This window comes from Ralstonia sp. 1B3, assembly GCF_036631435.1.
This window is the reverse complement of sequence record NZ_JAPNUG010000035.1, coordinates 16,351-28,065: the sequence shown is the minus strand read 5'-3', so window position 1 is coordinate 28,065 and position 11,715 is coordinate 16,351. Positions and strand designations below refer to the sequence as shown.

The window sequence follows — 11,715 nt, the reverse complement described above, 5'->3', positions numbered from 1 at the left end:
CGTGACGTGACACAACCGTCACGCGGCCTGCTGCACGCGCGCCTCCACCAGCAACCGCTTCAGCTCCGGCACGCACGAGCCGCAATTGCCGCCCGCTTTCAGGCAGGCCGTGATCTCGCCGGTGGATTGCAGGCCCTGCGTGCGGATGGCATCGCAGATGGTGTTGCGGCCCACGCCAAAGCATGAGCAGACGGTGGGACCGACGTCGACGCCCGCTTCGATCGGCTGGCCGAGCAGCACGCCCGCCCGATCGACGTCTTCCAGCCGTTCTTGGGCGAACAGGCCGGCCAGCCAGTTGCGCGACGGCAGGTCCGGGCGCGGTGAAAGAAACACGCAGGCTTCGATGCGGTCGTCCACGACGTGCACGGCGCGGTAGACACGCGCGGTGGTGTCTTCGTATTCGAGCCAGTCGGCGTGTGGGTCAGTTACGCCGAGCAGCGCGCGCGCCCAATCGTGTACGGCCCCCAGTTGCTGGCGACCAGCCAACTCGTAGCGCACGAACTGCTTGCCTTGGATGCGCGTCCACCACGTTGCATCGTCCGTGTCGAGCGCGCGGCGCGAGAGCACGAAACCGTGCCATGCCACATCGAACGGCTCGACCATCACCGGCGTGTGCTTGAACTCGGGCTCGCCGGACACGGGGTCGACTACCGGGTTGACGACGGCCCCCACGCGCGCATCGGAAGCAAACTGGCCGTTCCAGTGGATCGGCACGAACACGCTGCCGCGCGCGATGCCACCCGTCATGCGCACACGCGCCACCACGCTGCCCCAGCGCGAGGACACGCGCGCCAGGCCGCCCTCGCGCACGCCGGCCAGCAGCGCATCGTGCGGGTGCAGATCGACGAACGGTTCGGGCACATGATCCGCCAGCTTGGGCGCGCGGCCGGTGCGCGTCATGGTGTGCCATTGGTCGCGCACGCGGCCCGTGTTGAGGATGAGCGGATATTCGCTGTCGGCCGCATGCGCGGGCGCGCGGGCCGGCGTCGGCACGAAGCGCGCGCGGCCATCGGCGTGGGCGAAGCGGCCATCGCTGAAGAGGCGCGCTTCGCTGTGGCCCAACGCTGTGATGGGCCACTGCACCGGCGACATGCTGTCGTATGCATCGGCATCGAGCCCCGCCAGGCCGCCGAGGTGGAAGGCGCGGCGAATGCCGCTCGCGCCGTTGGCATAGGCGGACAGACGCGCGTGTTCGTCGAACACATCGCGCACGCGCTTGAAGTCGAAGCCGTCGTAGCCCATGCGGCGGGCGACGTCGGCAAGGATGTCCCAGTCGGCACGTGCCTCGCCGGGTGCGGGCAGGAAGGCGCGCTGACGCGAGATGCGGCGCTCGGAGTTCGTCACCGTGCCGTCTTTTTCGCCCCAGCCGAGCGCCGGCAGCAGGATGTCGGCCAGCACGGTCGTGTCTGTGGCTTCAATGATGTCGGAAGCGACGACGAGTTCGCACTTGGCGAGCGCACGGCGCGCCTGGTCCGCATCCGGCAGGCTGACCACGGGGTTGGTGCCGATGATCCACACGGCCTTGACGCGCCCGTCTTCGATGGCGTTGAACAGGTCGACCGCCTTGAGGCCCGCCTTGTCGGCCATGCGCGGCGCGCCCCAGAACGTCTGCACGAGATCGCGATGCGACGGCTCGTTCAGCTCCATGTGCGCGGCCAGCATGTTCGCCAGCCCGCCCACCTCGCGGCCGCCCATGGCATTCGGCTGGCCGGTAATCGAAAACGGCCCCATGCCCGCGCGGCCGATACGGCCCGTGAGCAAGTGGCAGTTGATGATGCTGTTGACCTTGTCCGTCCCCGCCGTCGACTGATTCACCCCCATCGAGAACGCGGTGATGGTGCGCTCGGTGTCGGCAAACCAGCTGTAGAAGGTGAGCAGATCGTCGAGTTTGAGCTTGCAGGCCTTGGCGACGGCTTCGACGTCTTCGCTCTCGGTGCCGGCAGCTTCCAGCGCGGCGTCCGGGCCGTTGGTATGCAGCGTGACGAAGTTCCTGTCCACCACGCCGCGCCGCGGAGGAACGACAGCAGGCCGTTGAAGAGCCGCACATCGGTACCGGGCTTGATGGGCAGATGCAGATCGGCCAGCTCGCACGTGGCCGTGTGGCGCGGGTCGACCACCACCACTTTCATCTCGGGCCGCACTTCCTTGGCGCGCACGATACGCTGGAACAGGATCGGGTGGCACCACGCCGTGTTGGAGCCGACCAGCACGATGAGGTCGGCCATTTCCAGATCGTCATAGCAGACGGGCACGAGGTCTTCGCCAAACGCGCGCTTGTGGCCGGCCACAGCCGACGACATGCACAGCCGAGAGTTCGTATCGATGTTGGCCGTGCCGATGAAGCCCTTCATCAATTTGTTGGCGACGTAGTAGTCCTCGGTCAGGAGCTGGCCGGAGACGTAGAGCGCGACCGCATCGGGGCCGTGTTCGTCGATGATGCGGCGGAAACCCTGGGCGACGGTGTCGAGGGCGGTATCCCATGTCACGCGCTGCAGCGGGGCAATGGAGGCGTCGACGTCATGCGAACGTTCGCGGATGGCGGGATACAGGAGGCGGCCTTCGAGGCTGACGGTTTCCCCAGCGCGGCGCCCTTCACGCACAGGCGCCCTGCGTTGGCGGGGTGGGTCGGATCGCCTTGAATGCTGACGCTGCCATCCGCCTGCGGGGTCGCGAGCACGCCGCAGCCGACGCCGCAGTAGGGGCAGGTGGTGCGCACGGCGTTCGTTGCTGGGTGGAGGGGGATGGTGGTCATCGTCATTTCCGTATTGCTGTGCGTTTGTCGTGCATCCCTTGTTTCACCCCCTGCCGAGGGCGACTCACTTTCTTTGTCTTGCCAAAGAAAGTCAGCAAAGGCGCGCCCGAGATGGCGCCTTCCCCTTGAATTTCTGTAACCGGGCGGGGAAGGAGGCAAACTCGCTTCGCTCAAACAAGCCTCCTTCCTTTTTCCGCCCGCTTACATAAATTCAAGGCGCCCTCTAGGGCAGATAAGTCAAAGGCCACACCGACGGCATGCACAGGGTGTCGTCGGTTTCGCGTCTTGCCGGTGCTCATTACGCAGCTTCGGCTTCGCAGAGCGCGCGGCCAAACAACAGGCGCTGGCGGATCGACGTGATGGGCACCTCGCGTTGGATCAGGTCGAAGTACCACGGGCCGTCGGCTACATCGCCGTACAGGACTGCGCCGACGATACGGTCTTCCTTCAGCACCAGGCGCTTGTAGACGCCGCGGCGCGGGTCGCGCAGCACGATGTCTTCGGTGCCGTCGCCGCCGATGAAATCGCCTGCCGAATACAAGTCCACGCCGGTGACCTTCAACTTGGTGGCCGTTGCCTGCTGGACATAGCGGCGGTGTCCTGCGCCGGCCAGGTGCGCGGCGCACACGCGGGCCTGGTCCCAGATGGGCGCGACGAGCCCGAACGTTGCGCTGCGGTGCTGCACGCATTCGCCCACGGCGTAGATGCGCGGATCGTAGGTCTGCAGCGTATCGTCGACGATGATGGCGCGTTCGCAATGCAGGCCGGCGGCCTTGGCAAGCTCGATGTTCGGGCGCACGCCGGCCGTCATGACGACGAGATCCGCGGGGATCTCGGTGCCGTCCTTGAAGCGCACGGCGGTCACGCGGTCGGTGCCCAGTAGCTCCGCCGTGTGCGCACCCAGCAGGAAGCGCAGGCCCTTGGCTTCCAGCGCCTTCTGCAGCAGTTGTGCGGCGGGCTTGTCCAGCTGGCGCTCCATCAGCGTGTCGGGCAGGTGCACGACCGTCACGTCCATGCCTTGCCGCATCAGACCATTGGCGGCTTCGAGCCCGAGCAGGCCGCCGCCGATGACGACCGCATGCCGATGATTGCGCGCCGCCTCCAGCATCGTCTCCACGTCCTGGATGTCGCGGAAGGCGATCACGCCCGGCAGCAGATGCCCCGGCACCGGCAGGATGAACGGCCGCGAGCCGGTGGCGATCAGCAGGCGGTCGTAGCGCATCTCCACGCCGTCTCGCGAGCGCAGCGTGCGGCGCGGGCGGTCGATGGCGACGACCGGATCGCCCGCATGCAGCGTGATGTGGTTCTGCGCGTACCACTCACGCGTGTTGAGCATGATGTCGTCAACCAGCTTTTCGCCGGCGAGCACAGGCGAGAGCAGGATGCGGTTGTAGTTGCCGTGCGGCTCTTCGCCAAACACGGTGATGTCGTACAGGTCCGGCGCGAGCTTGAGCAACTCTTCGACCGTGCGCATGCCGGCCATGCCGTTGCCAATCACGACCAGCTTGGGGCGCGCCGACGTCATGCTCACACTCCCACCCAGATGGTGCCGTTCTCGACCTTGGTCGCGTACGCGTGCACGGAGTTGGCCGGCGCTTCCAAGCACTCGCCGGTGGTCAGGTCGAAATGCTGCTTGTAGATCGGCGAAGCCACGACAATACGCTCGCCGAGATTGCCGATGAGCCCGCGCGAGAGCACGGCAGCATGGGAATTCGGATCGTAGTTGCCGATGGCGTACACGCCTTGCGACGTGTTGCCGGCCACACGGAACACGGCAACTTGGTCACCGTCCACCAGCGCGCAGACGCCGGTGTTGGGAACGATGTCGTCCACGGCACAGATGGGCGTCCAACGGGATGCTTGCATGGCGTTCTCCTCTTCTCTCGGGCTCAAGCGGCTTCAGCCACAACGGGAATGCGCACGGGCCGTGTCTTGGCACGCTCCTCGACCGTGGCGGGGCGGATCTGGCCGCGCTCTTCAACGAAAACGACATTCGCATCCTTCGCTTCGCTGTTGACGAAGTGGCGGAAGCGCTTGCGCACGTCGGGGTTGGTCACGGCCGTCTTCCATTCGTCCTGGTAGGTGTCGACCACATGCTGCATCTCGGCTTCGAGTTCGGCCACGATGCCCAGCTTGTCGTTGATGACCACGTCCTTCAGGTAGTCGAGACCGCCTTCCAGGTTGTCGCGCCATGTGCTGGTGCGTTGCAGGCGGTCGGCCGTGCGCACGTAGAACATCAGGAAGCGGTCGACATACTTGATGAGCGTTTCCTGGTCGAGGTCGGCCGCCAGCAGTTCAGCATGGCGGGGCTTCATGCCGCCGTTGCCGCACACGTACAGGTTCCAGCCCTTCTCGGTAGCGATGATGCCGACGTCCTTGCCTTGCGCCTCGGCGCATTCACGCGTGCAGCCCGACACGCCAAACTTCAGCTTGTGCGGCGAGCGCAGGCCCTTGTAGCGGTTCTCCAGCGCAATCGCAAAACCGACCGAATCGCCCACGCCATAGCGGCACCATGTGGAACCCACGCACGACTTCACTGTGCGAAGCGATTTGCCATACGCGTGGCCCGACTCGAAGCCTGCCGCGATCAGCTCTTCCCAGATCAGCGGCAGTTGCTCCAGGCGCGCGCCGAACAGGTCGACACGCTGACCGCCGGTGATCTTGGTGTACAGGCCGTACTTCTTGGCCACCTGCCCGACGGCGATCAGGCCGTCTGCCGTGACCTCGCCGCCCGGCATGCGCGGCACCACGGAATACGTCCCGTCCTTCTGGATGTTGGCGAGGAAGTAGTCGTTGGAATCCTGCAGGCTGGCGTGCTCCTTCTTGAGCACGAAGTCGTTCCAGCACGAAGCGAGGATGCTCGCCACAGCCGGCTTGCAGATGTCGCAGCCCATGCCGCTGCCGTGCGCTTCCAGCAGCGCTTCGAACGACTGGATGCGGCCCACGCGCACGAGGTGATACAGCTCCTGACGCGAATACGGAAAGTGCTCGCAGATGTGGTTGTTGACGGCCAGGCCCTGCTTCTTCATCTCGGCCTTCATCACCTGCGTCATGAGCGGCACGCAGCCGCCGCACGAGGTACCGGCCTTGGTCGCGTCCTTGAGCGCGCCTACCGACGTGGCGCCGGCACACACCGCTTGGCACAGCGCGCCCTTCGACACGTCGTTGCACGAGCAGATCTGCGCGCTGTCGGGCAGCGCATCCACGCCCAGCGCCGGGCGCGCATTGCCATCGGCCTGCGGGAGGATCAGGAATTCGGGCGCTTCCGGCAGCTCGATGCGGTTGAGCATCATCTGCAGCAGCGTGCCGTATTCGGCCGCATCCCCGACCAGCACGCCGCCGAGCAGGTACTTGCCGTCTTCGGACAGCACCAGCTTTTTGTAGATCTGCTTGCGCTCATCTGTGAACAGCACGCTGCGGCTGCCCGGCGTCACACCCTGCGCATCGCCCAGGCTGGCGACGTCCACGCCCATCAGCTTGAGCTTGGTGCTCATATCGGCACCGCTGAACTCCGACGCGTCGTCCGCCGCCAGGATCTGCTTGGCGGTGATGCGGGCCATCTCGTAGCCGGGCGCAACCAGCCCGTAGACCTTGCCGCCCCACAGCGCGCATTCGCCAATCGCGTACACATCGGGCGCGGAGGTGCGGCACTCGGAGTCGATCACGATGCCGCCGCGCTCGCCCACTTCCAGCCCGCAAGCCCGCGCCAGCTCATCGCGCGGGCGGATGCCGGCCGAGAAGACGACCATATCGGCTTCCAGGTGCGTGCCGTCGGCAAAGTTCAGGCGGTGCGTCGCCGTTTCGCCGTCGACGATTTCCGACGTGTTCTTCTGCGTGTGGACGGTCACGCCCAGGTCTTCGATCTTCCGGCGCAGCATGCGGCCGCCGCCGTCGTCCACCTGCATCGCCATCAGGCGGCCGGCAAACTCGACCACGTGCGTTTGCAGGTTCATGTCGCGCAGCGCCTTGGCGCATTCCAGCCCCAGCAGGCCGCCGCCGATGACGACGCCGGTCTTGGCCCGTTGGCCGCACTCGGCCATCGCTTCGAGGTCTTCGATGGTGCGATAGACGAAGCAGTCCTTGCGGTCGCGGCCCGGCACCGGCGGCACAAACGGCGACGAGCCCGACGCGATGACGAGCTTGTCGTACGGCAGCACCTCGCCGGTGGAGGCCGTCACCGTTTTGGCGGTGGTGTCGATGGCCGTGGCGCGGGCGTTGAGCTTGAGCACCACGTCATCGCGATCAAAGAAGCCCGGCGCGACGAGCGAAAGGTCTTCCGCCGTCTTGCCCGTGAAGAATTCCGACAGGTGCACGCGGTCGTAGGCCGGGCGCGGCTCTTCGCACAGTACCGTCACCTGAAGGTGATGGCCCGGCGCATGCAGCAGGCTTTCCAGAAACTTGTGGCCCACCATTCCGTGGCCAATGACGACGATCTTCATGGTCATGGTGATGTCCTCTTTCAGGCGTTGCCGGCAGCGGCCAGCGTGTTGTCGTAGAGCGCTTGTTCACGCGCCTTGTGTTCCGGCGAAAAGCGCACGGCAATCGCACAGATGGCAGACAGCCCGACCAGCACGCCCAGCACCGACAGCGTGGCCTGCGTATCGGCCATGCCCTTGAGCAGGAAGCCCGCAGCCACCGCGCCGGCGTTGCCGCCCGCGCCGATGATGCCGGCCACACCGCCCAGCGCACGGCGATCGATAAACGGCACCAGCGCATACGTCGCGCCGCATGCCATGTGCGTGAACAGGCCGAAGCCGAGCATCGCCAGGATGGCGACCGGCACGCTGCCCGCATGGGCAAATCCGAACAGGCCCAGGCCCTCGCCCACCATCAGCACGCACAGCAGTTGGGTCCGTGCATCCAGGCCGCGCTTGGCGGCCACGCGGTCCGAAACGATGCCGCCCAGTGCGCGGGCAAACAGCGCCAGCAGGCCGAAGCTCGCGGCAGCCATGCCCGCGGCCGACAGCGACAGGCCAAAGTGATCGACGTAGTAGGTAGCGGCGATGTTGTGGATGAAGATCTCCACGCCAAAGCACGCGCCGTAGGTGATGAACAGCAGCCACACACGGTAGTTGCCGGCAGCGGACACAAAGCTGCCCCAGCCGCCCTTCTTGCCGCCGTCGATGGTCTTGCCGGCGGCGCGCAGCGCGCTGAAGTTGCCCTCCGGGCAGTCCTGCGTATAGCGCCAGTACAGCGCCGCGACGATCAGCATCGCCACGCCCGGCACCACCATGGCGAGGCGCCACCCCAGGCTCTGCGTCACGCCCATCATCACGATGGCGGTCAGCAGCAGCGGCATCGTGCCTTGCGCCACACCGCCGCCTGCGTTGCCCCAGCCGGCCGCCGCGGCGTTGGCCGTGCCCACCACGTTCGGCGCGAACATGACCGACGTGTGGTACTGCGTGATGACGAAGCTCGCGCCGATCGCGCCGATCGCCAGGCGGAAGAACAGGAAGGCCTCGTAGCTTTGCGCCAGCGCCACGCCCAGCACGGGGACGGCGCCGAGCAGCAGCAAGCCGGTATAGGTCTTGCGCGGGCCGAAGCGGTCGCACAGCGGGCCGACAATCAGTCGCACCAGGATCGTCACCGCCACGGCCGCGATGTTGATGTTGGCGATCTGGCCCGGCGTGAGGTGGAACTCGCCCTTGAGCACCGGCATGAGCGGCGCGCAGGCAAACCACGCGTAGAAACACACGAAGAACGCGAGCCACGTCAGATGGAAGGCGCGCATCTGCGGCGTGCGCAGGCTGAACAGGTCGATTCGGGTCGCTTTGCCGGTCATGTTGAATCCCATCAATCAGGGGCCAAAAAAGAAAGGCGTCCGAGAGCCCGGCTGCAGTAGCCGGGGTCTGGGACGCCGTTGTCCAAGTAGCCCTGAGCACCAGGGCCTTCACCACGAAGAGCACGAATCGCCTTTGACCCGCGCAATGGTGCTATGCAACAGGTATGCCAGGCGGGCAAAGCCTTGAGCTATCGCGGTTTGCGGGAGATTGAGGAGAAATCGCCGCCCGCGCGTGCCTCATGCGGGAGCACCGCGCCGCACGGTTTCGGTGCAGATGCGGTCGGGATGGTGCGGCACAGCAAATGCGTGGGCCGCCGCCAATGGCGACCGGCACATCACCTGCATGACGTGTGGAAGGAGAAGCTGCCGGATCCGTAACCGACGTCAGTAGCCGTGCGTCACGATCGACAGCACAGACAGATCCGGATGCGTGCCGTCGACAATGCTGCGCGCCACGTGCACGGCTTCTTCCATGGCTTCTTCGGGACTGCGGAAGGTCTCGTCGCCATCGGCATGAAACGCCACGACGTGACCGGTCAACTGCGGATCGGCGCCGGGGTGGCACACGTAGCCGGTGTAGGTGTAGCGCGTGGAGTCTGCCCGAGTCGGGCTTGGCACAACGTGAATCTCGAACCCTTCGTAGAGTTCTTGCGGTGCAGTGGTGAGCTGGTCAGACATGGTGGCCTCGCCGGGTTAGCGTGTACCGGCCGCGCAGGCGCTTGTGGCGCGGCGCGGCTGCCCTTGGTTCAACCAGTCTAGGTGATGCGGTGCATGTTGAAATCCGGCGGTTGGATGACATCCGCATCCACCGCCGTTCTTGGGATTGGTGCTGCCTTGCGCTATGCGCGCTTGATGAGCCGGATGATGAACAGCAGGATCACCGCGCCGATGACCGCCGTGACGATCGAGCCGATCCACCCGCCGCCCAGCGAGATGCCCAGCACCCCCGCCAGCCATCCGCCGATGAACGCACCGACGATGCCGACCACGATGTCGACAAAGATGCCGAAACCACCGCCCTTGACCAGGATGCCGGCCAGCCAACCCGCTACCGCGCCGATGATCAACCAGGCAATCAAACCGTGTGAGGCCATGTTCGCGCTCCAATGAATGTGCGTTTTGAGGACGTTACCGCACAGGCATAGTAGGCGAAGACCGCACAATCGCGATGCGGCGCTCACACGGTTTTTGCAATTGCGTCGTGTTCAACGGAACACGTTCACCGCCTCCACCAAGCGTGTCGCCTGGATGCGCAGGCCCTCGGCCGCCGCTGCGCTCTGTCCGACCAGCGTGGCGTTCTCCTGCGTGACCTGATCCAGATGATTGACCGCCTGGCTGACCTGCGTGATGCCTTCGGTCTGCTGCGCCGTCGCCAGGCTGATGTCGGCGATCATGGCCGAAACCTTTTTGACCTGTTCGACGATGTCGTCCATGGTCTTGCCGGCGTCGTCCACCAGCCGCGAGCCCGATTCCACCTTGTCGACACTGGTGCCGATCAGCTCCTTGATCTCCTTGGCTGCACCGGCGCTGCGCTGCGCAAGCGCACGCACCTCGCCCGCGACGACAGCAAAACCACGCCCCTGCTCGCCGGCACGCGCGGCTTCCACGGCCGCATTGAGCGCCAGGATGTTGGTCTGGAAGGCGATGCTGTCGATCACGCCGATGATGTCGGCGATCTGCTTGGCGCTCTGCGTGATGGCGCTCATGGTGGAGACCACCTGTTCCATGGCACGGCCGCCGTTGACCGCCGCCTGGGTGGCCGCGCTCGACAACGTGTTGGCCTGCCCGGCCGTCTCGGCATTGCTGGCCACCGTGGCGGTCATCTGCGTCATCGAGCTGGAGGTTTCTTCCAGGCTGGCAGCGGCCTGCTCCGTGCGGATGTTGATGTCGCCGTTGCCCTTGGCGATCTCCTGGCTGGCCGATTGCACGTTGACGACCTGCTCGGCCACGTCGTCGATCAACCAGCGAAACATCAGCCCGAGCTGGCTGATCGTGCGCAGCGTCATGCCGATCTCGTCCACGCGGTCTGCGATGGCGACTTTCCGGCTCTCACCCGTGGCCACGCTCAGGGCGAGCTCCTGCAGCTTTTCAAGCGGCGTGGCGATCTGCACCTTCAATGACCACGACGCCAGCGCCAGCGCCACGAGCAACGCGCCGGCAAAACCGCCGAGCGCCGCGCCGGAGAGCCCAAACGCCCACGCCACCGCCACCAGCGCGGGCAGCAATGTGAGAAACGTGAGCCGGATGCGCCAGCGCACCGGCATCACCTGAAACACCGAACGCCAGGCCATCAACCCGGTTCGCACGATCAGACCCTTGTGAAACTTCCGGCTGCCGGCTTGGCCGGTGCGGAAATCCTTGTAGAGCGCCTCGGCTGCAGCGATCTCCTCGCGCGTGGGCTTGGTGCGCACTGACATATAGCCGCTGGTCCGGCCGTTACGCACCACGGGCGTTGCATTGGCACGCACCCAATAATGGTCGCCATTCTTGCGGCGGTTCTTGACCAGCGCCGTCCATGGTTGCCCCGCCTTGAGCGTGGCCCACATGTCGGCAAATGCCTCGGTTGGCATATCCGGGTGACGCACGATGTTATGTGGCTGCCCTTCGATCTCTTCGCGGGAAAAACCGCTCACCTCCACAAACGCCGCATTCGCATACGCGATGTAGCTCTGGGTATCGGTTGTCGACATGAGCGTGGCGTTGTCCGGGAACTCGTATTCGCGCTGGGTAACAGGTTCGTTGACACGCATGGGGAATCTCCTTTGATGATTTGCTTCGCAACGGATTATCGGCACATAACCGGATTTATTAAGGCCGGATAACCCCGCTTCGGCGCACACCAGACGCGACTCATTCCCTTGCCCGAGCAGATAAATGCATTATGAAAAATGATTCGCATCTACCTTATCCGGAGCAGATTTCTCGGCTCGCGCGACGAGCGCATCGGATTAGCGCCGCCAAGCGCGTTCGTTAATACCCCATCTGCGTTAATTCTCGGCGCCTGAACTTGAGATAAAACATAAAAACGGTGCGCCACATGCGCCGTTGTGAGCAAACCTCACATATTGCGACGCGATAGCTCCCGAACCACAGCACACCCCCCGCGACAGCGCGCCACATTGCAGGGCCGGCCAAGACGGCTAAACTTTCACAAATTCCTAAAAATTGAGAAAGATCAAAA

The 11,715-nt window shown here is 65.1% G+C and carries 7 protein-coding genes and 1 pseudogene; all 8 read right to left on the bottom strand.

Annotated features, from left to right (window positions below):
• Nucleotides 1–18 precede the first annotated feature (18 nt).
• Nucleotides 19–2,758, bottom strand: a pseudogene (locus OWR21_RS10485) (molybdopterin-dependent oxidoreductase).
• Between the two features lie 292 nt (nucleotides 2,759–3,050).
• Nucleotides 3,051–4,277, bottom strand: a complete 1,227-nt coding sequence (locus OWR21_RS10480; protein ID WP_332395185.1) for an NAD(P)/FAD-dependent oxidoreductase — start codon at nucleotides 4,275–4,277, stop codon at nucleotides 3,051–3,053.
• Nucleotides 4,278–4,279: 2 nt separating this feature from the next.
• The gene (gene nirD / locus OWR21_RS10475; protein WP_027679159.1) at nucleotides 4,280–4,618 is read right to left on the bottom strand and encodes a nitrite reductase small subunit NirD; all 339 of its coding nucleotides are present in this window, start codon (nucleotides 4,616–4,618) and stop codon (nucleotides 4,280–4,282) included.
• 23 nt (nucleotides 4,619–4,641) lie between these two features.
• Nucleotides 4,642–7,197 carry a nitrite reductase large subunit NirB gene (nirB, locus tag OWR21_RS10470; RefSeq protein WP_332395184.1) on the bottom strand — a complete coding sequence of 852 codons (2,556 nt, stop codon included), beginning with the start codon at nucleotides 7,195–7,197 and terminating at the stop codon, nucleotides 4,642–4,644.
• Nucleotides 7,198–7,211: 14 nt separating this feature from the next.
• The gene (locus tag OWR21_RS10465; RefSeq protein ID WP_316876516.1) at nucleotides 7,212–8,534 is read right to left on the bottom strand and encodes an MFS transporter; all 1,323 of its coding nucleotides are present in this window, start codon (nucleotides 8,532–8,534) and stop codon (nucleotides 7,212–7,214) included.
• Between the two features lie 384 nt (nucleotides 8,535–8,918).
• Nucleotides 8,919–9,212 (bottom strand): hypothetical protein, encoded by a 294-nt coding sequence (locus OWR21_RS10460; RefSeq protein ID WP_332395183.1) that lies wholly within the window; start codon nucleotides 9,210–9,212, stop codon nucleotides 8,919–8,921.
• 161 nt (nucleotides 9,213–9,373) lie between these two features.
• A complete protein-coding gene (locus tag OWR21_RS10455; protein ID WP_147218274.1) occupies nucleotides 9,374–9,628 on the bottom strand; it encodes a GlsB/YeaQ/YmgE family stress response membrane protein in 255 nt (84 codons plus the stop codon).
• A gap of 111 nt (nucleotides 9,629–9,739) precedes the next feature.
• Nucleotides 9,740–11,284 carry a methyl-accepting chemotaxis protein gene (locus tag OWR21_RS10450; protein WP_332395182.1) on the bottom strand — a complete coding sequence of 515 codons (1,545 nt, stop codon included), beginning with the start codon at nucleotides 11,282–11,284 and terminating at the stop codon, nucleotides 9,740–9,742.
• Between the last annotated feature and the right edge of the window lie 431 nt (nucleotides 11,285–11,715).

Bases quoted from the DNA above. Each gene is read 5' to 3' on its own strand.
- OWR21_RS10480 (WP_332395185.1), bottom strand. From the start codon at position 4,277: ATGACGTCGGCGCGCCCCAAGCTGGTCGTGATTGGCAACGGCATGGCC.
- nirD (WP_027679159.1), bottom strand. From the start codon at position 4,618: ATGCAAGCATCCCGTTGGACGCCCATCTGTGCCGTGGACGACATCGTT.
- nirB (WP_332395184.1), bottom strand. From the start codon at position 7,197: ATGACCATGAAGATCGTCGTCATTGGCCACGGAATGGTGGGCCACAAG.
- OWR21_RS10465 (WP_316876516.1), bottom strand. From the start codon at position 8,534: ATGACCGGCAAAGCGACCCGAATCGACCTGTTCAGCCTGCGCACGCCG.
- OWR21_RS10460 (WP_332395183.1), bottom strand. From the start codon at position 9,212: ATGTCTGACCAGCTCACCACTGCACCGCAAGAACTCTACGAAGGGTTC.
- OWR21_RS10455 (WP_147218274.1), bottom strand. From the start codon at position 9,628: ATGGCCTCACACGGTTTGATTGCCTGGTTGATCATCGGCGCGGTAGCG.
- OWR21_RS10450 (WP_332395182.1), bottom strand. From the start codon at position 11,284: ATGCGTGTCAACGAACCTGTTACCCAGCGCGAATACGAGTTCCCGGAC.